The 26,995-nt window shown below is 43.1% G+C and carries 25 protein-coding genes, 1 other RNA gene and 1 pseudogene; 3 read left to right on the forward strand and 24 right to left on the reverse strand.

All coding sequences use genetic code 11. From position 1 onward, the window contains the following. Window position 1: 1 nt before the first annotated feature. The 9 genes from LQ216_RS08575 to hcp form a co-directional block, all read right to left on the reverse strand. Window positions 2-1,144 carry a class I SAM-dependent RNA methyltransferase gene (locus LQ216_RS08575; protein ID WP_230128881.1) on the reverse strand — a complete coding sequence of 381 codons (1,143 nt, stop codon included), beginning with the start codon at window positions 1,142-1,144 and terminating at the stop codon, window positions 2-4. A gap of 153 nt (window positions 1,145-1,297) precedes the next feature. Further along, an RNA gene (rnpB, locus tag LQ216_RS08580) (RNase P RNA component class B) lies at window positions 1,298-1,688 on the reverse strand. A 69-nt stretch (window positions 1,689-1,757) separates the two neighbouring features. Continuing rightward, window positions 1,758-2,069, reverse strand: coding sequence for a cell division regulator GpsB (gene gpsB / locus LQ216_RS08585; protein ID WP_230128884.1), 312 nt, complete (start codon window positions 2,067-2,069; stop codon window positions 1,758-1,760). 89 nt (window positions 2,070-2,158) lie between these two features. Next, a complete protein-coding gene (locus LQ216_RS08590; RefSeq protein ID WP_230128886.1) occupies window positions 2,159-2,704 on the reverse strand; it encodes a DUF1273 domain-containing protein in 546 nt (181 codons plus the stop codon). Between the two features lie 67 nt (window positions 2,705-2,771). Beyond that, entirely contained in the window at window positions 2,772-3,041 is a 270-nt protein-coding gene (locus LQ216_RS08595) for a CotD family spore coat protein (RefSeq protein ID WP_230129112.1), read from the reverse strand. 579 nt (window positions 3,042-3,620) lie between these two features. Continuing rightward, on the reverse strand, window positions 3,621-4,901 hold the full coding sequence (locus LQ216_RS08600; RefSeq protein WP_230128888.1) for a ribonuclease H-like domain-containing protein: 1,281 nt from the start codon (window positions 4,899-4,901) through the stop codon (window positions 3,621-3,623). A gap of 16 nt (window positions 4,902-4,917) precedes the next feature. Continuing rightward, on the reverse strand, window positions 4,918-7,197 hold the full coding sequence (locus LQ216_RS08605; protein ID WP_230128890.1) for a DEAD/DEAH box helicase: 2,280 nt from the start codon (window positions 7,195-7,197) through the stop codon (window positions 4,918-4,920). A 110-nt stretch (window positions 7,198-7,307) separates the two neighbouring features. Then, complete coding sequence (locus tag LQ216_RS08610; RefSeq protein WP_230128892.1) at window positions 7,308-8,060, reverse strand: alpha/beta hydrolase; 753 nt, start codon at window positions 8,058-8,060, stop codon at window positions 7,308-7,310. Window positions 8,061-8,212: 152 nt separating this feature from the next. Next, window positions 8,213-9,502 carry a hydroxylamine reductase gene (gene hcp, locus LQ216_RS08615; protein WP_230128894.1) on the reverse strand — a complete coding sequence of 430 codons (1,290 nt, stop codon included), beginning with the start codon at window positions 9,500-9,502 and terminating at the stop codon, window positions 8,213-8,215. 283 nt (window positions 9,503-9,785) lie between these two features. On the opposite strand from hcp, the gene LQ216_RS08620 reads away from it, so the two are divergent. Next, window positions 9,786-10,256 carry an Hsp20/alpha crystallin family protein gene (locus tag LQ216_RS08620; RefSeq protein ID WP_230128896.1) on the forward strand — a complete coding sequence of 157 codons (471 nt, stop codon included), beginning with the start codon at window positions 9,786-9,788 and terminating at the stop codon, window positions 10,254-10,256. Between the two features lie 86 nt (window positions 10,257-10,342). Here the strand turns inward: LQ216_RS08620 and LQ216_RS08625 are convergent, their stop codons facing one another. From LQ216_RS08625 to LQ216_RS08640, 4 genes are all read right to left on the reverse strand, one after another. Then, on the reverse strand, window positions 10,343-10,924 hold the full coding sequence (locus LQ216_RS08625) for a YppG family protein (RefSeq protein ID WP_230128897.1): 582 nt from the start codon (window positions 10,922-10,924) through the stop codon (window positions 10,343-10,345). Window positions 10,925-11,008: 84 nt separating this feature from the next. Beyond that, window positions 11,009-11,386, reverse strand: a complete 378-nt coding sequence (locus tag LQ216_RS08630; RefSeq protein ID WP_230128899.1) for a YppE family protein — start codon at window positions 11,384-11,386, stop codon at window positions 11,009-11,011. A gap of 95 nt (window positions 11,387-11,481) precedes the next feature. Further along, window positions 11,482-11,757: a hypothetical protein gene (locus LQ216_RS08635; RefSeq protein ID WP_230128900.1), complete on the reverse strand. Its 276-nt coding sequence runs from the start codon at window positions 11,755-11,757 to the stop codon at window positions 11,482-11,484. Between the two features lie 805 nt (window positions 11,758-12,562). After that, window positions 12,563-13,558 carry a DUF2515 family protein gene (locus LQ216_RS08640; RefSeq protein ID WP_230128901.1) on the reverse strand — a complete coding sequence of 332 codons (996 nt, stop codon included), beginning with the start codon at window positions 13,556-13,558 and terminating at the stop codon, window positions 12,563-12,565. A gap of 141 nt (window positions 13,559-13,699) precedes the next feature. Between LQ216_RS08640 and recU the strand changes: the two genes are divergently transcribed. Together recU and LQ216_RS08650 are read left to right on the forward strand one after the other, a co-directional pair. Beyond that, complete coding sequence (recU, locus tag LQ216_RS08645) at window positions 13,700-14,311, forward strand: Holliday junction resolvase RecU (RefSeq protein WP_230128902.1); 612 nt, start codon at window positions 13,700-13,702, stop codon at window positions 14,309-14,311. 30 nt (window positions 14,312-14,341) lie between these two features. Further along, window positions 14,342-16,930, forward strand: coding sequence for a PBP1A family penicillin-binding protein (locus tag LQ216_RS08650; protein WP_230128903.1), 2,589 nt, complete (start codon window positions 14,342-14,344; stop codon window positions 16,928-16,930). Window positions 16,931-17,093: 163 nt separating this feature from the next. Here LQ216_RS08650 and LQ216_RS08655 read toward each other — a convergent pair. The 11 genes and pseudogenes from LQ216_RS08655 to dinG all read right to left on the reverse strand — a co-directional run. Next, window positions 17,094-17,466 (reverse strand): annotated as a pseudogene (locus tag LQ216_RS08655) (transposase); the annotation flags it as partial. Then, window positions 17,426-17,791 (reverse strand): hypothetical protein, encoded by a 366-nt coding sequence (locus LQ216_RS08660; RefSeq protein WP_230128904.1) that lies wholly within the window; start codon window positions 17,789-17,791, stop codon window positions 17,426-17,428. The gene LQ216_RS08660 and the pseudogene LQ216_RS08655, both read right to left, overlap by 41 nt. Window positions 17,792-17,834: 43 nt before the next feature. Continuing rightward, window positions 17,835-18,371 carry a YpoC family protein gene (locus tag LQ216_RS08665; protein WP_230128905.1) on the reverse strand — a complete coding sequence of 179 codons (537 nt, stop codon included), beginning with the start codon at window positions 18,369-18,371 and terminating at the stop codon, window positions 17,835-17,837. Continuing rightward, window positions 18,368-19,024, reverse strand: a complete 657-nt coding sequence (gene nth / locus LQ216_RS08670; RefSeq protein WP_230128906.1) for an endonuclease III — start codon at window positions 19,022-19,024, stop codon at window positions 18,368-18,370. The genes LQ216_RS08665 and nth overlap by 4 nt, the downstream gene beginning before the upstream one ends. Window positions 19,025-19,047: 23 nt before the next feature. Next, on the reverse strand, window positions 19,048-19,743 hold the full coding sequence (locus LQ216_RS08675) for a DnaD domain-containing protein (protein ID WP_230128907.1): 696 nt from the start codon (window positions 19,741-19,743) through the stop codon (window positions 19,048-19,050). A 270-nt stretch (window positions 19,744-20,013) separates the two neighbouring features. Continuing rightward, entirely contained in the window at window positions 20,014-21,306 is a 1,293-nt protein-coding gene (gene asnS / locus LQ216_RS08680) for an asparagine--tRNA ligase (protein WP_230128908.1), read from the reverse strand. 36 nt (window positions 21,307-21,342) lie between these two features. After that, a complete protein-coding gene (locus LQ216_RS08685) occupies window positions 21,343-22,527 on the reverse strand; it encodes a pyridoxal phosphate-dependent aminotransferase (RefSeq protein WP_230128909.1) in 1,185 nt (394 codons plus the stop codon). 16 nt (window positions 22,528-22,543) lie between these two features. Next, on the reverse strand, window positions 22,544-23,020 hold the full coding sequence (locus LQ216_RS08690) for a DUF5590 domain-containing protein (RefSeq protein ID WP_230128910.1): 477 nt from the start codon (window positions 23,018-23,020) through the stop codon (window positions 22,544-22,546). A gap of 16 nt (window positions 23,021-23,036) precedes the next feature. Continuing rightward, window positions 23,037-23,207: a YpmA family protein gene (locus LQ216_RS08695; RefSeq protein ID WP_230128911.1), complete on the reverse strand. Its 171-nt coding sequence runs from the start codon at window positions 23,205-23,207 to the stop codon at window positions 23,037-23,039. Window positions 23,208-23,342: 135 nt separating this feature from the next. Next, a complete protein-coding gene (locus tag LQ216_RS08700; RefSeq protein ID WP_230128912.1) occupies window positions 23,343-24,173 on the reverse strand; it encodes a hypothetical protein in 831 nt (276 codons plus the stop codon). A gap of 58 nt (window positions 24,174-24,231) precedes the next feature. After that, a complete protein-coding gene (gene dinG, locus LQ216_RS08705; protein ID WP_230128913.1) occupies window positions 24,232-26,994 on the reverse strand; it encodes an ATP-dependent DNA helicase DinG in 2,763 nt (920 codons plus the stop codon). Window position 26,995 lies beyond the last annotated feature (1 nt).

A 26,995-nucleotide genomic window follows, 5' to 3' on the forward strand; every position in this document is an offset into this window, starting at 1 on the left:
ATCATTCTACATTTTTCGGCGGACGTTTTCCCCAGTACTGATAATAATCAGTCCGGATAAAGCCATTAAACAGTTTGCGCTTTTTCGTGGCCTGCTTGCCGTATAGCTTTTCAAAATCAGGATGCGAGGTAATGATGTAGATTGACCATGTATCCAGCTTGCTTAAGGCCTGTCCCATCTCCCGGTACATTTGCTCCACGGCTATTTTCTCGCCGATCCGTTCACCGTATGGAGGGTTTCCGACAATCACGCCATATTGCTTCTGTGTCGTCACATCACTGATCTGCATTTGTTTAAAGTTAATCAGGTCACCTAGCCCCGCTTCCATGCTGTTTGCTTTGGCAATCTCAATCATTTTGTGGTCAATATCATAGCCCGCGATGTCGAGCGGCTCATCATACTTGGCAAGACCTTCTGCTTCCATTCTCACTTCATCCCAAATTTGTTCACTCATCCAGCTCCAGCCTTCTGAAAGAAATTCCCGGTTGAAACCTGGGGCGATGTTTTGTCCGATTAAGGCTGCTTCAATCGGGATCGTTCCTGAACCCGTGAATGGATCGATGAACGGTTTATCGGGATACCAATTTGTCAGCATGATCAATGCCGCCGCCAGCGTTTCTTTTAGCGGGGCTTCACCCTGTCCGGTACGGTATCCCCGTTTATGCAGTCCAGTGCCGCTCGTGTCGATTGTGAGAGTCGCTATGTCTTTATGAAGCGCCACTTCAATTTTATACAGCGGACCGTTTTCTTCAAGCCAGGATGTGCGTTTATAATGGTGCTGTAATCTGTTTACGATGGCTTTCTTTACGATTGCCTGACAGTCGGAAACACTGAATAATGTCGATTTGACGGATTTCCCGCTTACCGGAAATTCAGCATCCTCTGAAAGATAATCCTCCCAATTCAGGGCTTTTGTTTTTTCAAACAGTTCATCAAAGGATGTCGCCTTGAATTCACCAACCTTGATTCTAACCCGATCTGCCGTTCTCAGCCACATATTGGATCTGGCAATCGCCCTTGTGTCACCTTTATACATCACTTTCCCGTTTTCAACTTCACATTCATACCCGAGATCGCGCACTTCTTTGGCGACGATGGCTTCAAGCCCCATGGCAGCCGTGGCGATAATATTATACTCGTTCAAAGATGCACCTACTTTCTTTTAAAAGACCAACCTGTCTGCCGTTTATCATATAGAAATTATTCCCCATTTTCAACCGTTCACTTTTAAGGAAAATAAAAACTCTCCTCATAGGAGGAGAGTTACTTAATTATTCATGGTTAGATTATGAAAACGTTCTGTAAGCCATGTTTTGTTCCTCAGTACTGCAATCGATTATTCATCTCGTACTTCGGCGGTAATCATCTATCTACAGACGCTTAAGCATCTGTCCTTCTCCTCGTTCGTTTCCAAGGAAGAAAGCGCCCCTACCATAATTTGGGTTTCTCGCTCGTGGGGTTTACCTCGTTCCACCCTTCTCATTTCTGAAAAGGCTACGTCACTGTGGCACTTTTATCGGTATTCATGCCATATCCAAATGAACTTAGGCATTTTCCCGGCCGTCAACAAGCAGAAGCTTGCTGCCCTGGCTTATTTTTTCACCAGGCACGAACACTACGCGCATCTCAGCGCGTGCGAGCATGGACTTTCCTCTACAGCAAAAATGCTGCAGCAATTACCTGAACGTTATACATAACATATCTTATTATAGTAAATACATTAGCAAACATCAATGGCAAATCCTGTTCATCAATGATTAATCATAAAGCTTACTTCCAAAAACATGCTTTTCAAGGTTGGATATCCTTTTAAGGATATCAAAGTTAGTCGTGCCTGGTGTAACACTTGTGGCTGGCTGGCTTGACCGTCTTGGAGTATCATCAGCCAGTTTCCGCAGCCTCAGGTTTTCCTGCTTTAAATCTTCAATTTCTCCGTGGAAAGCTTCATAATCTTTTATGACCAAATCCAGGAATTGATCGACATCCTCCGGTTTATAACCGCGCATCGCCGTTTTAAAATCTTTTTCAAGAATATCTTTAGCCGTTAATTTTATCTTATCTGATAGCATAAGATTCACCACCTCAATACTTTCACCATACATAGTTATTATATTATTTTTTCAAATATACTTTCATTTGTCAACGATACACCGTTATGTTAATTCCAAGTTTCTTCTTCTGTAGCCTGCTGAAGGTCATCAAAGGAGATCTGAAAAATTGGATATGACCTGTTTTCCGCATATTTTTTCGCTTCAGAGTATGCATATTGGGGTGTGCCTTCTTTTTCGTCATCATACACAATAATTATACCGTCACTTTTATGAACCATGAATAGATTCTTCATTTTCAATTGCTGAGGTCCTTCATATGGTCTTTTAGAAATGGAATCAACAAAGTCTGCCCGGGACAAAATACGTTCATAATATTCCCGGTTTCCGTCATTCCACGATTCTTCCTGTTTCAAAAATGGTGTTAAAACACCAAGCTTCAGTTGTTCATATTCGGTTTTGAGCTCCATGACAACTTCCGCGGACCATAGCTCCACGCCGAGCTGGCCGGAAATAATGACCCATTCCACTCCTTCCTCAACGAGCGGTAGCAAACGTTGCCTTATGGCTTTTTTTATATATTTTACACCTTCGTGGTCATTTTTAAAGATGCCAAATTCAAAAGCTTTATAGCCGGTTATGTATATGACATTCAATTGAAATTGTTTCCTTTCTGATAGAAATAAAATGGAACAAGGGCTGTTATAGCCCTTGTATTAATCGTTAAAAACCAAACGGCCTTCTTGGAGGGCAGCATGGTTGTTGATGGGTCGTCGGTCTAGGTGGCCTGCCAGTGCAAACGAGATGCTGGTTGTAACATTCATTCACAGTAGATTGAGTTTGTGGAAAATAGTGCTGATGCTTAAACACATGTTTATTAACATTTGTTGTGTGTGATGGATGAACGTGTGGCACTACATGCGGAAACACCATTGTGTTCACATTATTCTGGCCGGGCGATACTTGTGTTGGATGCACTTGAGTTGGTCCCATTCCGGTCGGACCAAATGGACCAGGACCGGCAGTGGCAGGAGAAACCATTTGCGGACCCATTCCTGGGCCAGGGTATGGTCCCATTTGTGCCCCCATTACCGAAGGACTTGGACCTGCATATGGTCCCATTTGTGCTCCCATTACCGAAGGACCTGGGCCTGCGTACGGTCCCATTGCTTGAGAACTTTCGTCTTTCATTCCGTATTTATGATGTCCCATGTGGTGGTGTTTTTTCATATATTCCATAAGAAAAGCGTCCCCTTTCTTCATAGTTTATTGGTACAATAACAGACTATGATTTAAGAGGTACAGTTGTACTAGTCAAAAACCTAATTTTATAATAATAAAGTATAAACACTATCCTTTAATGTAGAAAAAATAAATACAGTTAAACATACGATTACAAAAAATAATACCATAACTGATTTATACATGTTCTCGCCCCATTTTATAGTCTAGTTAATCTTTCACTCAACTATAATTTTACACGCATTTTCAGGGCGGTACAATGGCTTATTTAACTTTTTTTACACTTTCATGACATTTTGATGACAATTATATCAACAATTACATTTGAAGCTACGCTTGCAAAGAGCCTAACTTCCGCCGCAACCGTTCACAGCGTTTTATAAGATCCTTTTTTACCGATTCAATTGCTTTGGTGGGGCTCCGGCCCCCGCCTGGCTGCTCCTCTAGTTCACTAAGAAGGCCGGAAGAAACCTCTAAAGCTTTTGCGTATTCCTTATATTGATGCTCCAATAGCTTGCTCAATTCAAGTATTGCTTCGATTCTTTGCTTTTCCGAGCCCTTAGCGGCAACCTCAAACCATAATCCATAAGCGGAATCGTACTCTTGATTCTTTTTTTTATGGTAAGCGATCGCGTGCTTCGCCGAGATCTGTTCCCCTTCATTCCCATCTGCAAGGATACGGGCGTACGTTTTAAATGCTTCTTCTTTCTTCCCTAAATAAGCAAGCCAGCGCGCAATTTCGAGGGTTTCTTCGTTATAGCCGTCAACCTGGAGAATTTGTCTAGACAAATGGATGTACAGGGTAATCAACGAGAGAATATCCAATTCATTATGTTTAATCACCCCAAATAATATGTCCGGATTCTTTCTCTCGACAAAATCAAAATAAATCATCGGTGCCAAATATCCGGGAATATCATTTTCCCTTTTCAAACCCAATATTTCCTCTTCTACCGTGGACAATTTCACTTTTTCCAATTTATTTTTCCAAAGCCTTCTCGAGGCATGGTACAAATCAAAATGTCCGAACTCAGGCAATAAAGGCACATGATCCTTGATAAGGGTATGCCTTGTTTTTAACTGGGGCCAGTCAAACGCCTTCCCATTATAGGTGACTAAGGTTTCATAATTGATATGTTCCAAAAAACTTTGATAAAGCGGAATCTCGTTACCTGGCCGGGGCAACACATGCTGCCGCACAACAATTTCATTTTCTTCAAGAAAGGCGTAGCCAAGCAAAAAAATCGTGTTTCCGGCACCGCCGCCAAGACCAGTCGTTTCCGTATCAAAGAAAAATAAATCCTCGCTTGAAAGTCCCTTCGCTGATAGCGGATGGTCAAGTGATGTATGGTTCCACAAATCGATAACTGTGTTTAATTCCTTAAAGGAATAGTTACCGTGCTGATAGTCGATCGGGTAGCGTACCTCCCGGATAAAACAATGTTCGCCATCGAACCAATACGCTGTTGTATCATTTTTCTGCCATTCTTCCATGAATGGAAAGGCTCTATTTTCAGAAACTTCCTCTTGAAAAGCCACCTTATTTTTTATTTCTTGCGCGTAAAGGTTCATGTGGCTTTTCATCCGGCCCAGTTTATTTTTTAAAGACAATCGTTTCACCTCATTATTAAGAAACAATACCTGAAGCATAAAAGCTTAACAATTGTATCGCGTCATGCTTCGCGGTTTTAGAAGCAGCATCCGTGCCGATACAGGAAGGACAGCCACTTTCGCATTGGCACCGCTCTACCATATTCCGTGTCTCGGTTAAAATCGTCTCGACATTTTCATAGACCTTTTCACTGAGGCCAATGCCGCCAGGGTAGCTGTCGTAAATAAAAATGGTCGGTTTCTCATTATGGGCAGCTTTCACCTGAGGATACACATGGATATCATGAGGATCGCACATGACAAAAAGCGGAACCATGTGGTTCAGTGCATGGGAGGCACCGATCAGCCCCTGCTCCATGCGGTTATCGTTCCAATCAAGAATGCCGGGATGTATCGAAAGCATGGCCGAACTGGTGTGAAGCTCCATTTCCGGCAAGGTGATCGGACCAGAACCGATATTATCATGGCTCTCGAATTTGATCTTCTTGAAAATCGTTGCCATCGCCCTGACGGATACGTCGCCAAAAGCTGCTTCATTCGTGTGGTAGGTTTTGCTTTTATCCACTTCAAGCACGGATAATTGGACGGCTAAATTGGCGTCTGTATAATAATCAACATTCACTTCGCGGACATAAGCTTTCTTCTCTTCCCAATCAAGCCGTTCAACCTGGTATTGCACTCCCTGGTGCAAATATATCGCTTCATCGTGAAGCAAAGTCATCGCGCTGAACGTATCCATTTCCCCGATCACCTTATTATCCGGAGCGTCTGTCTGATCGATGATGACGACATTTTCCTGGGACGCTGAACGGAGGCTGATATCATGGGCAGGGAAGGCATCGTTCATCCAATACCATTTGTCACCATTTTGATGAAGAACCCTTTCTTCCGTCAGAAACTCAAGCACTTCCATGATTTCCGCCCTGCCGAATGTATCTCCCTTTTTAAACGGCAGTTCATAGGCGGCACACTTAATATGATCAACGAGGATGACCAGGTTGTCCGGATTGATCCTGGCTGTTTCGGGACTGCGCGAAAAGAAATACTCAGGGTTCTGGATCATGTATTGATCAAGCGCGCCGGAACTCCCGACCATGATGATCAATGCCTCCTCATGTCTGCGCCCTGCGCGTCCCGCCTGCTGCCAGGAGCTCGCAATTGACCCCGGATATCCTGTCATGATACAAACTTGCAGCTGGCCGATGTCGACGCCAAGCTCAAGGGCATTCGTGCTGACAACTCCATAGATGCTACCCTCGCGCAACCCTTTTTCAATTTCACGCCGCTGCTTGGGCAAATACCCGCCGCGATAACCCCTGATCGATTTTGGCCCGAGCTGTTTCGCGACTAACTCCTGTAAATAAGTCAAAAGGATTTCCACCCTGACCCGCGAGCGGGCAAAGACGATCGTTTGAATCTTATTCCGCAAAAATTCCATTGCCAGGCTCCTGACTTCCAAAACAGCACTTCTGCGGATATTCAGCGGCTTGTTCACGACAGGAGGGTTGTAGAAAACAAAATGCTTCTTTCCGCTTGGAGCGCCATTGTTGTCAACAAGCACCATTTCTTGTTCGGTCAGATGTTCAGCCAATTGCTTCGGATTTGCGATCGTGGCCGACGTGCAAATAAAAACCGGATCGCTCCCATAAAAATGGCAAATGCGTTTCAGCCTCCTGATGACATTAGCCGTATGGCTCCCGAATACGCCTCGGTATATATGAAGCTCATCAATGACAACATATTTCAGATTTTCAAATAGCGATACCCATTTCGTATGGTGCGGCAAAATCCCCGAATGCAGCATATCCGGATTCGTAATGACGATATGCCCGGCTTTACGAATCTTCTGGCGGATATTAGAAGGTGTGTCACCGTCATATGTATAGCTGTTAATCTCCACTTCCATTTCATCAATCATCTCGTGGAGCTCGCTCTTTTGGTCATAGCTTAATGCTTTGGTTGGAAATATATATAACGCTCTCGTTTTCTCGTTTTCAAGAATGGATTGAAGCACTGGGAGGTTGTAACAAAACGTCTTCCCTGATGCTGTAGGGGTTACTGCAACAAGGTTTTTCCCCCGGATTGCCGCATTAAAAGCGGTCTCCTGATGAGTGTAAAGGCCAGGTATTCCTCTCTTTTCAAGCGCCTTGCTTATCCGCTCATCCATTCTTTCCGGAAAAGGAACGGTTGACGCTTCCCTCGGTTCAATCGTATGCCAGTGCGCAATATTATCTTTAAACGCTTCATTATTTTTTAATTCTAATATGATTTCCTGTAAATTCTTCCGTAACTTCATAGTCCTCACCCCATCCCTTCCATTCTACCGAATAAGCGTTCGATTAAAAAGAAAAAAATCATTTCCTTATACAGGAAATGATTGTCATCTATCTCAGGGTAAGAATCTTTTTAGTGTCGTACAAAACCCTTGATTTCACCGGCTACTCTCTGTGGATCTTCAAGCATACCCATATGGCCGCTGTCCGGGAGCAAGACTTCTTTAATATAATCCTTGCCTTTAACCGAAAATGTTTTTTCCGGAGCAATCAGCTTGTCCTTACCGCCTGCAATCAAGAGAACGGGAACGTTAGCATTCTCCAATACATGGTTGCGGTCTCCCCGGTTTCGCATCGCCTTCAAAGAACCGGTCGCGCCATTTATGCCTGTTCTGTATCCTATCTCTTTAGCCGTCTTGATATGGTTATGTTCGCTATCCGCAAACAGCTTCGGAATCAATCCATCGATAAAAGCTTTGATGCCCTCGTTTTCGATTGTTTCGATCGATTTCAAACGACCTGCCTTCGCTTCTTCACTATCAGGCAATGCAGTTGAGTGCACCAGTGAGAAGCCCTTCACCATTTCAGGAAATTGTTCGACGAACGAGAGCGTGATATAACCTCCAAGTGAATGCCCGAAAAGGTACACATCCTTGACGTCAAGCCGCTTCAATAATTTGTATACGTCATCGGCCATATCTTCGATTTCAAATTCATTTGTTCCACAGGATGATTCTCCATGTCCTCTTAAATCGACAGCGATAATCCGAAAATCTTCCTTTAATAATGGAACGACATCCTTCCAATAATCCCTGTTCCCGCAAAAACCATGGATAAGCACAATCGGCGTCCCTGTTCCATAATCTTCGTATGATAGTTCAGTCATATGTTCCTCCTTATGGCGGTATTTATTTCCTACTTCCCTTCTTGTTATATTCTAAACTAATCGATTATCAAACTTAAAGAGACGAACCTTTTAAGTTGAAAACAAAGGCGCGAAAAAACCGTCCGCTTACCGGACGGTTTCATTCAACTTTCTTAAAGTGAAAGCATGGTTTCCATATCATCTTTTGCGTTTGTAATCAGTTTGAGATTGAATGTATCTTGCAGAATTGTTAATACACCCGATGAAATGAATTCAGGCGGTTTTGGGCCGATTCGGATATCCTGGATACCCAGACTGAACAGCCCCAGCAAAATAGCGACCGCTTTTTGCTCAAACCATGAAAGCACAATACTGACAGGCAATTCATTAATCGGACAATCGAATGCTTCCGCAAGCGCCGCCGCGATTTTTACGGTAGACACCGAATTGTTGCACTGGCCGAGATCGATGTATCTCGGAATATTCGTGCCGGGTACGGTGCCATAGTCTACATCGTTAAATCTAAATTTACCGCATGAGGTCGTTAGAATCACCGTTTCCGGAGGCAGTGAAGTCGCCAGTTCCCGATAATATTCTCCGTCTTTTCCCGGGGCATCACAACCGGCAATCACAAAGAAACGCTTGATTTTTCCATCCTTGACTGCTTCGATTACCTCAGGAGCAATCCCAAGCACCGTTTGATGATGAAAACCGGTTAATAGTGTCTCATCGGATTGCATATTCGCTTCAGGCAGCCGCAGCGCTTTTTCAATAAGCGCTGTAAAATCATCATTTTCAATTTTGCGGACTCCTTCAAGCCCCGCCACCTCATAAGAGAAAAATCTGTCTGCGTAAGTGCCTTTAATCGGCATGACACAATTGGTCGTCGCAAGGATAGCCCCCGGGAATTTATCAAAAAGTCTTCTCTGGTCAAACCAAGCCTTTCCAATGTTTCCTTTCAGATGCGGAAATTTCTTAAGGGCGGGGTAGCCATGGGCAGGAAGCATTTCCGAGTGGGTATAAATGTTTATCCCTTTACCTTCTGTCTGCTTCAACAGCTCTTCAAGCGCGAACAGGTTATGTCCGGTGACAACGATGCATTTTCCTTCAATTCTATTTTGGCTTACCTTAATTGGTTCAGGAACCCCAAGCCTTTCTATATGCGCTTTATCTAAGAGTTCCATAACCCGAATTGCCGCCTTGCCAACCTTCATCGCCATATCGATATGTTCCTGTGTATTGAAATTGGAATTGGTTAAAGTCATGTAGAGCGCTTCATGTGTAACCTGATCAACAAATGGATCGGTATAGCCAAGCTGTGCCGCATGTGTCCGATAGGCCGCGATACCTTTCAACGCAAATACAATTGTATCCTGGAGACTCGCAATATTCTCATCCTTACCGCATACCCCGATCACTTTACAGCCACCAGTTGGTGTTTGCTCGCATTGATGACAGAACATATCTATTCCCCTCTCCTAATTATTAACATAACCATCATACCAACAATAAAATGGAAGTTTCGTGATGAACATCACACTATTTAGAGAAAATCCGCCGATTGGCGAGCCTCTTTAAGGGGGCGATCAGGCGTTGTCGCACTCAAGCAGATATAAATGTTTTGATCCTTATCCTTATACCAAGAAATATCCACGTAGATATGAGCGGAAAAGTAGCGGGGGAATTCACCTTTGATTTCTGCATGACATAGCCTAATAAGTAGCGGTATTGGAAAGGAGATTAAATATGTCTGATTCAGAAAACAAAAAAAATCCAAAGCCTTCTCAGAGTGAGGTATTCAATGAATTCAAGACGACGATGGACCGGATTTTTGCCGAAAAGCCGTTGAAAGGGATTCTTCAATCAATGGATGATTTTTTCGGTGCGTCCCAAGAACGGAGCTTTCCTGTCGAAATTATTGAAAGGAAAACGGACTATCTCATTAAAGCCATTCTTCCCGGTGTAAAAAGACAGCAAATCGATATAGAGATGCTCTCGCAGGGAGTGATTATCAGTGTGAAGAATCTAGAGACAGGTATTGAAACGAATGATAACCAGCGCTTGTCCAAAAAGAAACATACGTCAAGCGGCCGTTCGAGGACCATCTCGCTTTCGAAGCCAATCGATGAACGGAAAGCTACAGCAAGTCATCGTGACGGGGTACTGGAAATCAAAATTCCTAAAATTAGAGGAACCCGTATTTCCATAAATGAATAACAGTAAAAGGGCCATACCCTTCAGACCGTGAGAAACCTGCTTAGGCTTTCGAGTTTCTGATCTGGGTTTGAGGCCCTTTTATCTTTTTAAACTTTAAGCTTATCGCCAAAACCTTTTACCATTGCCGATACTTGGCCGAACGTATTCATCATCTGTCCAGCTGTGTTCATCATCTTGTTAATATCCATCGAGCCATCCTGCAATTTGAACTGGTTCAGAACAGATTGAAGGCCGGAAGGATGAGGCTTTTTCATAAATTGCTGCTTTGGATACGGATTGGCAAAATGTTGAGGTCCCCCTGCGGGCGGCCTTTTTTGAATCGGCTGCAGCGGATTTTCGAAAGGATTGAACGAATTTATTTTCTTTGGAGGCTGCTGAAATGGATTCGGAGTGTACGGCATGGGCGGCACCGGCATATTGTACGGAGGTGGATATTGTTGCAGTACCTGCTGAGAACCTGGATATATCTCCATTCCAGCCCCATATTGAGGTGGGTGCATATGGCCCTGGTAATACCCCATCCCGTTTGCATGTGTTAGAATGTTCATTTCCTGTGGTACTGCATACTGTCCATGCACGTATGGATGTCCGTCCCAAAACTCCGGCATTGCATTTCTGTAATGACCGTTGTGTCTTTCCTGGCGGGAAACGGAGTTCCTGATATTCACAAAACTTCCCTCCTTCTCATCACATTGGCTCATATACTATATGTGATAAAGAAAAATTTGGTGAGTAAATGGATACCTTGAACTTTACTCCATATCCATTTTTCGTTTAATTTCCGCTAAAGTACTTATCAGAATAAAATGGACGGACTGGACATGGCTTTTAAATCTCTTATAGCTTGTTTTTGGGAAACAAGCTTGGACGGCCACATCAGATAGATTCTGTGACGCCTGGTCGATTTGCTGAGGAAAAAGATGCCTGAAGCTTTCTTCATTCATCCAGCTCTTCACTCTATCCGCCCATTCCAAACAAGTTTGATGGACTTCATCAGCAAAAGGCTTAACTTCACTGTAAAAGTCTTTTTCCTGCCCGGTTGACCTTGCTTCTTCATATATTTGATCAGCTTTTTCACACATGCTGATTAACGTCTCGGTCAATATTAGTGTTTTAGGTTTATCAATCATTTTTTCCTCCAGAATTTGAGTTGCCTACAGTATATATGAAATGTCGGAAAGCTACAAAAGAAAAAGCAGCTGTAAGGAGCTGCAACCTACCTACTCTAATATCCTAATTCAGGGTTGATGGGAAACTGCTTGTTAATTACGCTATCTCTTTTTAAGATAAATGCCTGGTCTTCAAATTCCTTTACTTTCCAATCCTTTTCCGCTTTTTCAAAGGCTTCCTGAACGGAATTCACCATCGCCATTTGATTTCCCCATAACTGACAGCGTTCTGTATTTAATCTCTCATCGATTGTTGATTCCAACTGGTCCAAGCGGGCACTAATCTCTCCAAACAATTCCAAAATATCCACGGCAGCTTTACTCGTTCCCATATCATAACCTCCTCCTCGTTTTAGCAGATAAGAAAGTATAAATTTTCTTATCTGCATAAAGCAGAACACAGACTAAATGCGCCACGTCCTTATGTCTTCGCCTGTGTGACCCACACATCCTGTGGGCCTAACTACGCCTCTGACTTCGTCTTTTAGGATCGCCAATCGACGAGTTTTCTTTATATGTATATTCTTTGCTTTTCACGCGCTTACCTTCACAGCTGACAAAACTAGAAGGGAATCGGCAAAGAAAGTAGATATTGCTTAAAGTTCTACTCGTTTTGACAAACCAATGGAATGTTTATATGCATTTTACAAAAACTAAGCCAAGGAGGTGTTTTGGATGAATTCGAATGAAAGCAAACAACAAAAGGAAAAAAAAGCTAAGAAGCAGGAAGCCACTAAGGCCGGCCGGGGCAATCCCAAATTGTCAGGACCCGACCGTCCGTCAACTTAATCAAATTGGGATAAAACGGGAAAGACTGAGAAGTCTTTCCCGTTTTTATACAGATAGGAAGCACTTTTTTGACTTTGAAAGATGTCTAGCTAAGATGTACAGAACTTGACTTGTGCCGACGTCGCCATAAGATGTAACGGACGATCATAGTCAATAGGCGGCCAGCCAGTTCAATCAATTGCCTAAAAACAGGACCTTTAGGTGATGTCTTACGCAGCTCGACTTGCTCAGAATTGTCTAACTTTATTATCCAGACTCAGCTTTTATTAGCCAAACTCATGATTACATTTGCCACAGCACGTTGCGGATATTAATCGATGTTCCTTACTTCCAGGTTACTTGCGCTTTTCATATGTTCTGCTTCTTTATTGAAAGCAATTCCTTTGTATAGATCATAAAGTGTAGTTGCTTTTGTTTTTTCCGGTACCAGTCATTCAGTTGGATAGCTGAAGGAAGGGACGGTGTTTTAAACCACTTTTTCTTGATGCGCTTTTTCCTGTCCCATTGATTGCACGCATGCAATGAATGGGTAATAACGGGGTAGGCTATCCGTAACAACGGTGTATCCCTTCGCCTATAATAAGGAAGATATTTTTCATAATCATGTCTCGACCCAGTCGGCTCTGTTGAACGTGCAAATTTATAAAAAGCCGGAAACAGCTCTGGATCGAATAATAACAAAGAAAGTTTTTTTCCAAGTTCAATCCGCGCGTCAATATTACGAAAGTCTGATACAGATAGCCCGTAAATATCCCCGGAACACGTCGGAAAAAGCACCGTGCTAAAATGCATCCAATCCTGAAAATTAAATAGAAGCGAATGAAACACAAACGGATTGTAAAAATCATGACGGATGACCGGTTCCTCTATCACATTTTGCTCATTGATAATAAGCGCATCGATCAATCTTCTTTCATCGCGGCTATTCCAAAATAATGTCCATTCCTCCTCAGAGAACTCGGAAATAGAAAAATATCTGAATAAGTGAAACAAAGATGCTTTATATTTCGTCGAATAATGATAGAGCAAAAGTTGGGGGAACGCATCATGAAAAATGAGCCAATTGGCACGTTCATATGTGATGAACAACACATGTCGAAAGCGTGGGGAAACGATCTTCGGCATCCATTTGCCTTCAAGATCGCACATATTCCAGCCGGCATTTCGTGATACCATCCCTGCCAGAAAAGCCCACTTAATTTCTGGGTGGATGGAAAAATAATATTCATAGGCTTTTGTTCTAGATATATTGTCTTTATTCCATTTTTCTGTTAAAGTATTTACTTTCTTAATGAGATTTTGTTCAAATCTTGTCAAAGCGTTATACGGATTGGTACGCTCCACTCAGGTTCACTTCTTTCGTTTAAAATCATCCTTGTTCCAAACGTTGTTCAATGTTATCGTTTTTAGAAGTAAACACTTTTATTCAACACTGTGCTTACTTTTTTGCTATCATAGATGAGTGTTAAACTAAGGAGGGGTTTTATGGCTTTCCATTACCCTAATGGACGAAGGTTTGTTCAGGCCGCTTCAAAAGCGAATGCACGTCCATTGAAACAAATGAGCTATAGCAACCGCGGGAAAACGTTAGAGGATGATTTGAATGACAGCAATGAATACTATTTGGCAAATGGCATTGCCGTCATCCATAAAAAACCGGTACCAATTCAAATAGTCGATGTGCATTATCCGCAAAGAAGTGCGGCAGTCATTAAGGAGGCGTACTTCAAACAAGCATCGACAACTGATTACAATGGTGTCTATCAAGGGAAATATATCGATTTTGAAGCAAAGGAAACAAAAAGCCCGACATCCTTTCCGCTTAAAAATTTCCATGAACACCAGATAGAGCATATGAATCATGTCGTAAAGCAAGGTGGTATTGCTTTTGTGATCATAAGATTTACCGCTTCCAGCGAAACATATCTGATGGGATCGACTACACTAGCCCTTTTTTGGGACCGGATGTTGTCAGGCGGGAGAAAGTCGATCACAAAAGACGAAGTCGAAGATAGCTCTCATAAGGTGTTGCTTGGATTTCAACCGCGAATTGACTATATTAAAGTCATAGACTTGCTTATGGCTGAAAAAAATTAGGTTCTTTTTTTAGAAAGGCAGGTAGCTGTAATGGCTGAAAAATATAAAACTCGAGAAGAGCGCCGAAAGCAAAATGAGGCGCAAAAAAAAGGGAAACAGAAGAAAAAACCAAAAGGTCTTTTCAAACGAATTTTTCTCTTTCTGATCACTCTGGGAATTATCGGCATGCTTGCAGGAGGCGCAACTTTCGCCTATTTCATCAGTGATGCACCAGAGCTTGATGAAAAGTTGCTGAAGGATCCTGTTCCTTCCATTATTAAAGATGAAGAAGGAAATGTCATTACTGAAGTAGGCCCTGAAAAACGGGAATATGTAGCTTATGAAGATGTCCCAAAGCTTGTAGAAAATGCTTTCCTTGCAACCGAGGATGTACGCTTTTATGAGCATCACGGTGTTGATGTCAGGCGCCTTGGCGGTGCCGTGTTAGCCAATGTCACCGACGGTTTTGGTTCACAAGGAGCAAGCACGCTGACCCAACAGGTTGTTAAACGATCTTATTTAACACCAGATAAAACGTTAAAACGGAAGGCCCAGGAAATGTGGCTTTCGATACAGCTTGAGCAAAAATATACGAAGCAAGAAATCTTTGAGATGTACATTAATAAAATTTTCTTTTCCGAACGGGCAAACGGCATTGCGACCGCGGCTGATGTTTATTATGGAAAAGATTTGAAGGATCTGGAATTGCAAGAAGCGGCCTTGCTCGTAGGCTTGCCCCAAAGCCCTAACCGTTATAATCCATATGTTCATCCCGACCGGGCGGAAAAACGCCGGAACGTTGTGCTGCATTTGATGAATAAACATGGCTTTATCTCCAAGGATCAAATGGAGCAGGCACAGGAAATCCCAGTGGAACAGGGACTTGCAAAACGAGGGAAAAACAATGCCGATACCTCTCCTTACGATGTTTTCGTTGACCAGGTTATCAAGGAAGTTGAGGATATGGGTGATTATAATATCTCGGCTGATGGGCTTGAAATTTATACGACCATTGATAAGGATGCCCAGGAATATGTGCACAAAATGATGACAACGAATGAAGTCATTCAATTCCCTAGTGAAAAATTACAAACTGGGATTACCCTCCTTGATACGAAAACCGGGGAAATCCGCGCCATCGGCGGTTCAAGAAAAGATGAATTCAATGCAGGGTTCAACTTTGCTACGGATACCAAGCGTTCTCCAGGATCAACCATTAAACCGATCCTTGATTACGGGCCGGCGGTTGAGCATTTGAAATGGTCCACCTATGAACAAATTCTTGATGAACCCTATAAATACTCGACTGGTCAAAAGATAAATAACGCTTCGAGAAGGCATTATGGAAAAGTGAGTGCCCGGGAAGCACTCGGACGCTCATTAAATATTCCTGCCCTCAAGACAGCCCAGGAAGTAGGTTTGGAACGGGCTCAGGAATTTGGTGAAGATTTGGGTATACCATTCAAGAAACCGATGACGGAATCCGGTGCCATCGGAGCAGGTCTTGGTGTCTCCTCCCTCCAAATGGCTGGGGCATACAGCGCCTTTGGAAACGGCGGCATTTATAATGAACCGCATACCGTCAAAAAGATCGTTTTAAGGGATAAAACCACTACAATTAAAAACAAAGCGGAATCAAGGGCCGTTATGAAAGATTCCACTGCCTTTATCGTCACCGACATGCTAAAAAGCGTGTTAACAGCCGGCTACGGTACCGGGAGAGCAGCTAATATACCGGGGTTGCCGGTAGCTGGAAAGACCGGGACAACCAACTATACCGAGGAAGAAAAGCGGGATTATAATGTAGAGCCCGGAGGTGCGCCGGATTCATGGTTTGTCGGCTATACGACAAACTATACCGCCGCCGTTTGGACCGGTTATGACAATAAAAGAAATTTTTTAGGTAAAAGCTCCCAGGCGATCCCGAAAGAAGCCTTCCGTAAATTAATGTCACACGTTTCTCAAGGGAAGGAAACGAAAGACTTTAAAAAACCAAGCAGTGTCGTGAAGGTCGGCATTGTTAAGGGCTCTGATCCGGCAATGCTGCCAAGTGAGTATACGCCGAAAGATCGAATCGTTTATGAATACTTTGTTAAAGGAACCGAACCGACACAAGTAACGAAGGAATTCGATAAACTGGAAGGTCCACAAAATGTAAAAGCGTCATTTGATGAGGAATCCAAGGAAATTAAGCTGGAATGGGATTATCCTGAATCAGATGAGGATGTTGAATTTGAGGTCAAGGTTGCCGTTGATGGCGCGGGTGAAAGAGTGTTGAGTGTGGATGATGGCATGGAATTAACCATTGCTAATCCTGCTCCTGGTGCATATACATTCTCCGTTACCGCTATATCTGACGATCAAAGGAGCGAACCGGCTTCTGCAGCTGTCCAAGTTCCTGATCCAAATGAAGAGGAAGAAGAACAGCCGGAAACTGATCCAGAAGAATTGCCACCTGGGGAATTACCACCTGGGGAAGGTAACGGGAATGGACAGGGTAATGGCAATGGACAGGGCAACGGGAATGGTAATGGTAATAATAGAGATGACGAAGAGGAAGAGGAACCAGAGGAAGGTGGCAACCCAGGTAATGGCGGCAATGGAAGAGGGCCGGACGTACCAGTTGAAAGTAACCAGTAATCGTGTATCACTAGTATAAGCAAAAACGTCTAAGCTCAATGCTTAGACGTTTCAGATTGTCGACAAAAAGGGTTCGGAATGGTCTCATTCCGAACTCCTTTTTAGTGATTATTTCTATTTTTGCTTATTTTGAGTGTGAATGGACCTCACTTAGCCTTATTTATTAGGCCATTTCTGGACCTTGCCATGTCCAGTTTGGCATCTTCTTCAAATTCATGGCAGCGAAAGTAAGCATCGCCTGCATCGACAATTTTTTAAGTCCCCTTAACTTTGTCCAACGCATGCCATGCTTTTCTTTTGCATCTGCGAATACGCGTTCTATCGTTTCTTTGCGTTTCGCATAGATTGGTTTTACATCCTTGCGGTGTCGCAAATGATCTGTTTCCTCTACATAATCCTGCCAAATATGCCTCGTCACCACTTTTTGATGGTCCTTGCTTCCGGTAATTGGGATAGTTTGGGCAGCCAGCGCAAATGTGCTTAGGTGATTTATACTCACGATAGCCTCCCTTGTTCATTGTAGAATACTTCAGAATGGTCCTGTGGGACAAGCTGGTCTAAAGTAACCATCTCTAATTGATCTCGCTGGATAGGATTGTTTTTCGAAAGCATCTTCGTCACCTCAATCATTTTATGTATCCATTTTAAAATAGATTTTAGGAACATTCCATAGTAAACGTTTAAAAGCCTGTTGATTGGAGAGGAAGGCGCGTAGACTCCTGCGGGAGCAGCGGGACAGGTGAGACCCCGCAGGAGCATGCGACGAGGAGGCTCACCGCCCGCCCCGCGGAAAGCGAAGCGCCTGGAACGGAAATCAACGGACCCCATTAACAGGCCAAATAAAAAAATAACTGCAGGCAAACTCGATTTCATCCAGTTTGTCTACAGTCTGAAACGTCTAAGCTCAATGCTTAGACGTTTTTTTGGATATAATTTTCATCTTAGAATACAGTTTTTTTAATTCCGTAAATAATTGACTAAGCTGAACAAAGGAGTGGTAAAGGGCCGGTCTGGAGAAGATAAAGCTTAATCTCTCTTCCGAGTTAACAGGTTTGTAAGAAAACTCCTCCAGCTTATCTTTCCAGTCCCTTAAACCAACAGGACCATTATGCATCCAAAATAAAATGGACAGATAAATAGAAAGCCCTTCTTTCATCAGCTCTTCTGCTTCCTGTGCTTTTCTTTCCGCAAATAGGCCGCCAGCCTCTGCCTGGATTGCCTCCCACTGGCAAAGGAGCTCCTCTATCGGCTTCCCTGGATCTTCCCATGGGCGATAACCGTCCAAATCGTTCCAATATAATAACTCGTAAGGAAAAAATGGAGCGCCTCGCGTAATGGTCCATTCCTTTAACAAAACTGAAGACAGCTTAGCTTCATCTGCCGAAAAAAACAGCGAAGATTTCATCTCCATTGGAATTTTACATGTGATAAACCCGCTCATTTCATTTCTTTCCTTTTCATGCGCTTCTGCCCTTCCCTGCACAACTCGAGAAGCGGACATGTTTCGCATTTGGGAGATTGGGCTTTACAATGATATCTTCCAAAAAAGATTAAACGGTGATGGGTGACAGACCATTCCTCTTTCGGAACCTTTGCCATTAGCGTTTTTTCAACTTCAAGGACACTATCCTTCCACTTACAGATACCGAGTCGTTTGCTCACTCTTTCCACATGGGTATCGACAGCAATTGCCGGTATGTCGAAAGCGACGGACACAACTACATTAGCGGTTTTTCTTCCGACTCCGGGCAGTTTGGTCAGTTCATCGCGGTCTCTCGGAACATTCCAATGATAGTCTTCAATAATCATCCGCGAAAGCTTTTGAATATTCTTTGCCTTATTACGGAACAAACCAATGGAGCGGATGTCCTGCTCAAGCTCTTCGATCGGGACACTTATGTAATCCTCGGGCGTTTTGTACTTTTCAAATAAATTTTTCGTTACCTTATTGACTAACACATCCGTACATTGGGCGGACAAAGCCACAGCGACAACCAGTTCAAACGGATTCGAGTGGTTTAATTCACAATGGGCATCCGGAAACATTTCCCCTATCGTATCAAGACACTTACGAATTTGCGCTTTATTAAGCATAACCTTACTCCTTTAAACGTACATTACTGTTCCAGCCAGTTATAGAATGGAACATCCTTTGAGGCGGGAGCATGTTCAGTTTTTCTTTCACGCCTTTGATGCATTCTGAATTTCTCTCCGTGATTCTTCGCCTGTTCAAGCGTTTTAATGCCGTTCTTTTTCCATTCAAACAAAATGCGGTCGATATATCGGAAATTCAATTTTCCTGATACTACACTTTCCCGTAATGCTGCTTTAATGATGTCAGGGTGGTGGCTTTCTTCGATCCACATTGCCAGTGTTTCACATTCAAAAGGTGAGAGAGGCCGCCCAAATTCGTTCTCGAATATGGTATAAAGGCTCTCACTATCAACAGTAGCCTGGACATTTTCCGTTTCCTGTATCGTTTTCAGGAAGCAATCAATCATCTTCTCGTACAACGGTTCTATCGAATATTTCTCATGGCGGATGGAATCAGCGTATTCCTCTTCAATTTCAATGAACCCTTTTTGAATTAAACGCTGGATCATAAATAAACATTCTGACTCCCCAAAAGTCATTCGTTCAGCGATTTCATCAGGGGTTGGGAAGCTGTTCCCCTTTTCAAGGAAATTCTGGAGCTGTAATAAAAGCATGACTTCCTGTTCGTTAAGATTCATCGATTTATAGTTACTAAAAAGAAACGAAGGAATTGTCATCGTGCCTTCCTTCATCCATGTAAATAGTTTGTCCTTTATCATTTTAAGACACCTCAAATTAAGTATAACATGAAAGTAACCGGCGGATTAGTGCTAAATGAGATGAAACTTTTAACAGCTACAGAAATCCCGCCTGGCTACAAAAATGAAATTCCGGCTACAAAAGTCGGTATTCCAGCTACAATATGATGCAAGTCGGCTACAAAGTCCATATTCCGGCTACAAAAATCCAGTCTGGCTACAAAATCTAAAAAGAACGGCCATGCCCTCTCCAGGGCATAACCGTTCTTTACGATATTTAAATGATATTCGTCACGGGTATAGTCGGTTCAGCAAGCGAGGGAATGGAATCGTTTCTCGGACGTGCTCCACACCACTGATCCAAGCGACTGTCCGCTCTAAGCCAAGCCCAAAACCGGAGTGCGGGACAGAACCGTACTTCCTTAATTCATGATACCATTTATAAGCTTCCTTGCTCAGCCCATGTTCTTCAATCCGCGTTTCAAGCAACGCATAATCATGGATACGTTCAGAACCGCCAATGATTTCCCCGTACCCTTCCGGAGCGATTAAATCTGCGCAAAGCACCACTTCCTCGCGATTGGGGTCCGGCTGCATGTAAAATGGTTTGATCGATGTTGGATAATGGGTGATGAATACAGGTTTATCATAGCTTTCGGCAATGGCGGTCTCATGGGGTGCACCAAAATCATCGCCCCACTGAATATCATCGAATCCTTTTTCATGCAGGAATGTAATCGCCTCATCGTACGTAATGCGCGGGAATGGCGCCTGGATTTGTTCAAGCTTAGACGTATCGCGCCCAAGCGTATTCAACTCCAGCCCGCAATTTTTCAAAGCAGATTGAATGACATAGGAAACATACTGCTCCTGGACCTCGAGATTATCCTTAAATTCAAAGAAAGCCATCTCTGGTTCAATCATCCAGAATTCGATCAGGTGCCGTCTCGTTTTTGACTTCTCTGCACGGAATGTCGGGCCAAATGAAAATACCTTACCCAGAGCCATCGCTGCTGCTTCCATATATAATTGTCCGCTTTGCGAAAGATAAGCGTCTTCGTCGAAGTATTTTGTCGCAAACAGCTCTGAGGTTCCCTCAGGCGCACTGCCTGTTAAGATGGGCGGATCCACCTTCACAAAACCCTCATTATTAAAAAATTCGTACGTTGCCCTGATAATTTCATTGCGGATCTTCATGACCGCATGCTGGCGTTTGGAACGCAGCCATAAATGGCGGTTATCCATCAAGAATTCAGGTCCATGTGCCTTTGGTGTAATCGGATAATCCACAGCTTCATGAATCACTTCAATGTTTTTGACAACCAGCTCGTAACCAAAAGGGGAACGTTCGTCCCTTTGAACGATTCCTGTTGCGTACAGTGAAGATTCCTGTGTTGCGGATTTTGCGCGAGCGAAAATTTCTTCGCCGACATCTTCCTTCACGACTACACCCTGAATGAATCCTGACCCATCCCGAAGCTGTAGAAATGCGATTTTCCCGCTGGACCTTTTGTTGGCTAGCCAGCCTCCGATCGTGACTTCCTGATCAACGTATTTGTTTACTTCTGCAATGGTAATTTTCATGAAATATTTCCCTCCAAATGGAGAAAAGACAGCTTTTTAAGCCATCTTTCCTTTTACAAACTTATGGATTCTTTCGACTCCCTTTTCAAGCTGGTCTAGAGCTGTTGCATAAGATAGGCGGACATTATCTTCAGCTCCGAATCCTGAGCCGGGAACGACGGCGACCAACGCTTCTTCAAGCAATGCTTCCACAAAATCGTCAACATTATTATAGCCGGATAATTCCGCTGCTCCTTTGACATTCGGGAACAAGTAAAAAGCTCCCTGAGGCTTAAGGCAGGTCACTCCTGGTATGGCAACAAGCTTATCATAAACGATGTTAAGCCGTTCTTCAAAAGCCTGGCGCATTTTCTCCACATCGTCCTGAGGACCCCCGTAGGCAGCGATTGCGCCATATTGGGCAGTTGTCGTCGGATTGGATGTACTATGGCTTACCAGATTGGTCATCGCCTTAATGATTGCTTCATTGCCTGCAGCATAGCCAATCCTCCATCCCGTCATCGAATAAGACTTGGACACACCATTAATCACGATGGTCTGCTGCTTTAATTCAGGTGATAATTCTGCTATAGATGTATGCTTAGTGTTTCTGTATATTAATTTTTCATAGATTTCATCCGAAACGATGAGGATATCATGTTCAAGGCAAACCTCACCGATCGCGAGCAGCTCTTCCTGCGAATATATCATCCCGGTAGGATTGCTAGGCGAATTGATGATAAGGGCTTTCGTCTTAGTGGTAATGCTTTCTTCAAGCTGTTCTTTTGTCAGCTTAAAATCGTTCTGTTCTTTCCCCTCTGCATAAATCGGAACCCCTCCGGCCAGCTTAACCTGTTCCGGGTAGCTTACCCAGTAAGGGATCGGTATGATTACTTCGTCGCCTTCATCCAGGATAGCCTGAAACAACGTATAAAGAGCATGTTTCGCGCCTGAAGCCACGATGATTTCAGAAGTCTTATAATCAAGGCCGTGATCTCTTTTCAACTTGCCCGCAATCTCTTCTTTCAGTTTAGGAAGACCAGCAGAAGGTGTATATTTCGTCTGTCCATCATTCATCGAGCGGAGTGCTGCATCGATGATATGGTGGGGTGTATTGAAATCTGGCTCCCCTGCACCAAGTCCGATCACATCTTGACCCTTTGCTTTTAGCTCTTTTGCTTTAGCAGTGATGGCCAGCGTTGAAGATGGCGTTAACGCCTGCACGCGGCTAGCTAATTTCATGAAAAAATCCTCCATTCTATATGCTCCGATAATATTTAAGCCATTCCCCTGTCTTGAAATCGTAATAGGCATAATTATACCGTTTCGATTCATCAAGATATGTCACTTCCCAAAGCGGTGTGCTGTTTTCCAAGCCCGGTTTTATGGAAATGATTTTTTCTGGATTCAGTTTCTTTTCGGCTAATTGCTGTATTTCCTGTTTAGGTATTCCATCCTTGTAATTTTCCGTGACTGGCTCATTTTTGTTATCATTTGGCAGCCAAACGATCTTTTTCTCGCCGGCTTCCGTATCGCCAATCACCACATGATAGGAATCCAATCCGTTATAAATATAAAACTCGTCCATCGTGATAAGTCCGCTTTCTTCTTTTGCAGACTGAAAGGCTTCCCTTTTCGCATCATTTTTTGGCCCTAAGGCGGTTATGTAGGAACCTGCTGCAATGCCGAAAATTAAAAGCACAACGATGGCAGAAATAATCAACCATTTTTTCAAGGTACAGTCACTCTTTCTATGTACGATAAATCGTAAATATCGCTTTATCTTGGTCTTCTGAGTCGAGCGCAAGCCCAAACATTAAGTCTTTTTCCTTCAAAGTGCGGTTCAGGGCATCGACAATTTTATACAAATCAGGCGAGTTCTCAATTGTAACCGTCGAAAGCACTTCAATTTTGCTTTCCATCCGTTATTCCTCCAATAAAAAAACTATCTTTTTTTTGTTCGTGACGTTTCACCTTACCATTATAACAGCTTGACTATGTTTACGATAATATTTCTTCGTTTTCAGGCCAATATCTTTAACAGTGTTTTGTATGCTTCAATTCTTTGTATGAACGAAATTTTTAATCGGAAATATTTCGTGGTTGTTTTCCGTGAATTTCGCTGTCACTGTACCCTGTTCGGCGGTATTGAAAACCTCGATCCACAGTTCATGAAATTTCTGGATCATCTCTTTTTCAGCCTTTTTTTCATAACGTTCATAGAGAATCACCGCCTGGGGATCCAGATGTTTTGCAACATCAAACGACAATCCCTTAATAGGCGCTTTTATGAGATGAATACCTGAAGCATCTAATTTCATTAACTTATTTTTTAGTTCTTCAGACGATGATGTTAAGTAGAGAAGCTGTTTATCCTGAATCTTAATCGACAAATCCAGTTCAGACCCCTCCGTATCATTTTCATGAACTACACTGATTTCAATTCCATCCATAACCATTTCTTTCGATTGCTCGAGGCTCCAAGAGTTGATTTCTACTTCTGGAAAATCGCTCAGCACAGAACTTACATCTTCCTGCATTTTCTTTCCAGCAATGACTCTTGTAACGTCATAATCAGCAACAATATCCGGTAAATTCTCTGCAGTCTTGGTCAGGATGACGGCATCGATTTTCTTCACATCATAAAGTGTAAGCCATGCTTTCAGTTCCGCACTCGCAGTAGCAGGTCCTGTATTAATCAAGATTGTCGAATCTTTTCCTTGGATGATGGCCGCATCTCCTTGATCCAAAGCAAAAAAAGTCATGGCGTATTCGTTATCTGTTAAGTTTAAATCGATTTTTTCTATTTCTTCAGGTATTGCAGGTTCATCGCCCAAACCTGGCAGCCATCCGGAAATTGCCATAATCAACGAAAAAATCAGCTTCACTGTGATCCCTCCAGCCTATACCAATCTATATTTATAGATTGCCTATATTTCTTTAGAGTTATAACCAATCCTTGATTTTTTCTTCCAATTCATGTAAGGTGACTTCCTCCCAATCAACCTTTGGCACCGCCGAAATGAACTCTTCTCCATATCGGCTAGTAGCAATCCTGCGGTCTAGGACAATGAATACCCCTCTGTCCTCAATCGTTCTAATCAATCTCCCAAAGCCCTGGCGAAATCTCAGGACGGCTTCCGGCAATGAATGTTCCGAAAAAGGATTTTTACCCTGGCTTTTCAGAATCGCGCTTTTTGCTGCCGTTATCGGCTCATCAGGCGGCGAAAACGGAAGCCTCACCAAAACAAGACAAGATAGTGCTTCACCGGGTATATCAATGCCTTCCCAAAGGCTTGTCGTCCCAAACAACAGTGCTTTTTCATAGCTTTGAAAATTCCTCAGCAATCTCATCTTGCTTCCGCCCGTTATGCCTTGTGCAAGCAGGGTGAATTCTTCAAGCATCCCCGATTCTTTCACATTTTGATACGTTTTCGTAAGCATGTCATAGGAAGTGAATAAAACCATCATCCTGCCGTGGGCTGCCTTCGCTGCAGCAATAAGATGTGCGGCAGCGGCCTCGATAAACTCTTCCTGGGATACGGCATTGATATCTGGCATCTCACTTGAAATGAACGCCTTCATGTTCTTCTCATAATCAAAAGGAGAAGGATAGATTTCACTTTTAATATCCAAGTCTTCAATACCGAGCTGCCTTTTAAAATAGCGGAACGTTTTTCTAACCGATAAGGTCGCTGATGTCATTACAACGCTTTTTTGGGCAACAAAGAAGGTTTCCCATAAAAGTCTGCCGGCTGAAACGGGTCTTGAGGCTAAAGAAAGTCCGTGATGCGGCGCTGTTTGTGTATAATCAAGCCAGTAAATGGATGTGTTTGAGGGATGAATGAAGAATTCCTCTATCGTGCTCCTCACCTTTTCAAGGCTATGAACCAGAAGCTCTAATTCATTGAGAAAAAACAAAGAATTTTTCCCTAACGATTCAACTTCCTTTAAAGCAGCCACCCGTTCACGCAAGCCTTTATTAAGCATGAATAAATGATCAGTTAATCTCTCGGCAAGCATGGAAACCTGCTTCCATTCATCACTTTCCTTTACCTTCAAAGCCATGCGCTGAGGGCCAGCTTTTGTCAAATGCTTTTCTGCCCTGCTTGCGAGCATATAAAACAATTGCTCGAACTCGTAAAGAAAATCATTTAGAGGCTGATCAATAGCAGCCGCATCGAGTTTGTTTTGCCGTGTCATTTTTTCAAGGCGGTACAACATCTGCTTCTGGTCATAGGTCCCTAATCTGTTTAAGACTGTTTTTACAGATATATAATCGAGCCTTTTTCCAAGGTACCTGGAAGCTGACTGCTCTAAATGATGCGCTTCATCTAAAATGATATACCCTTCATTCGGAATGATTCGATCTTCCGAAAGCAAATCCGCCATCAAATAGGCATGATTTGTTACGATAATATCCGCTGTTTCCGCAACTCCCCTTGCCCTTTGATAAAAATCGACAGCTTCCCAAGGCTGGAGCAATCTCCTATAGGTGTAATCATCACTCTGGAGCCTTTCCCAATACGCCTGGCCGCCGCTCGAGAGATTCAGTTCATCCTTATCGCCTGTTTCCGTTTCGGTGAGCCAGACGAGGATTTGCATTTTAGCAAGGGCTGTTTCGTAATTATCATCTTTTTGGCGCAGAGCCCGCTCGAATTTGGCCAGGCTTAAATAGTTGCTTCTTCCTTTCAATAAAACAGCAGTGATCGGAAACGGGAGCATTTCTTGGATTTTTGGAACTTCCTTTTGCAGCAGCTGTTCCTGTAGCTGAATCGTATAGGTGGAAACAACAATTGTTTTATTATGTCTTTTCGCAAAATAGACAGCCGGAAAAAGATAGCCCAAGGATTTCCCAATCCCCGTACCCGCTTCAATAATCGCGTGGCTGCTTTCCTCAAATGATTCATAAATGGTGTCCATCATCTTAAGCTGACCTTGCCTATAGTCCAAGTCCGGCCCCATTATCCGTAACTTATCCGCATCATTCACTGGATAATCAGCCGTTGCGTCTCCATCGTATGTATGGTTGCGCCTCATTTTTTTCATTGCAATGCCGCGGAACGATTCGATATCAAGCCGTCGCACCTCTTTTTTTGTTAGCTTTTCGGCAATCAATAAATCTAATAGATCGGAAATTTCGCTTTTTAACGAAAAAGAAAGCTTGTACAGCTGTTTAAGTGTGTTTAACGGAAGGGCTTGAAGTTTCTTTTTCAGCTCCAAAAACAAGAGCGCCGTTACATATGCATCACTATCGGCACGGTGGGGGCGGTCATGTTCAAGATTTTCTTCCTTGGCAAGCTGATTCAATTTATACCCATCAGAGGTCGGCTTGGTTATCTTCGCCAGCTCTACCGTGTCAATCGTCGATCCATAAAAGCCGGCGTAACCGCAGCGTTCTAATTCTTCCTGCAAAAATGATAAATCAAATAATACATTATGGGCAACAAAAGAAGAATCCTTTAGGAAATCAGCGATTTTTTCGGCAACCTCCTCAAAGGCAGGAGCACCATTGACCATATCATTCGTTATCCCGGTAAGCTCTTCAATAAATATTGGAATATCCTGTTTCGGATTGATATAGGTCGAAAACGTCTCAACCAATTTGCCGTCTTCGATCGCAACTCCGGCAAATTGAATGATTCGGTCGCCTCGTTTCGGAGAATTCCCTGTTGTTTCTAAATCTATCACTACAAATCGCTGCGCCATA

Origin of the sequence: Bacillus sp. CECT 9360 (genome assembly GCF_918741275.1) — a bacterium.
Classification (GTDB): Bacteria; Bacillota; Bacilli; order Bacillales; family DSM-1321; genus Peribacillus.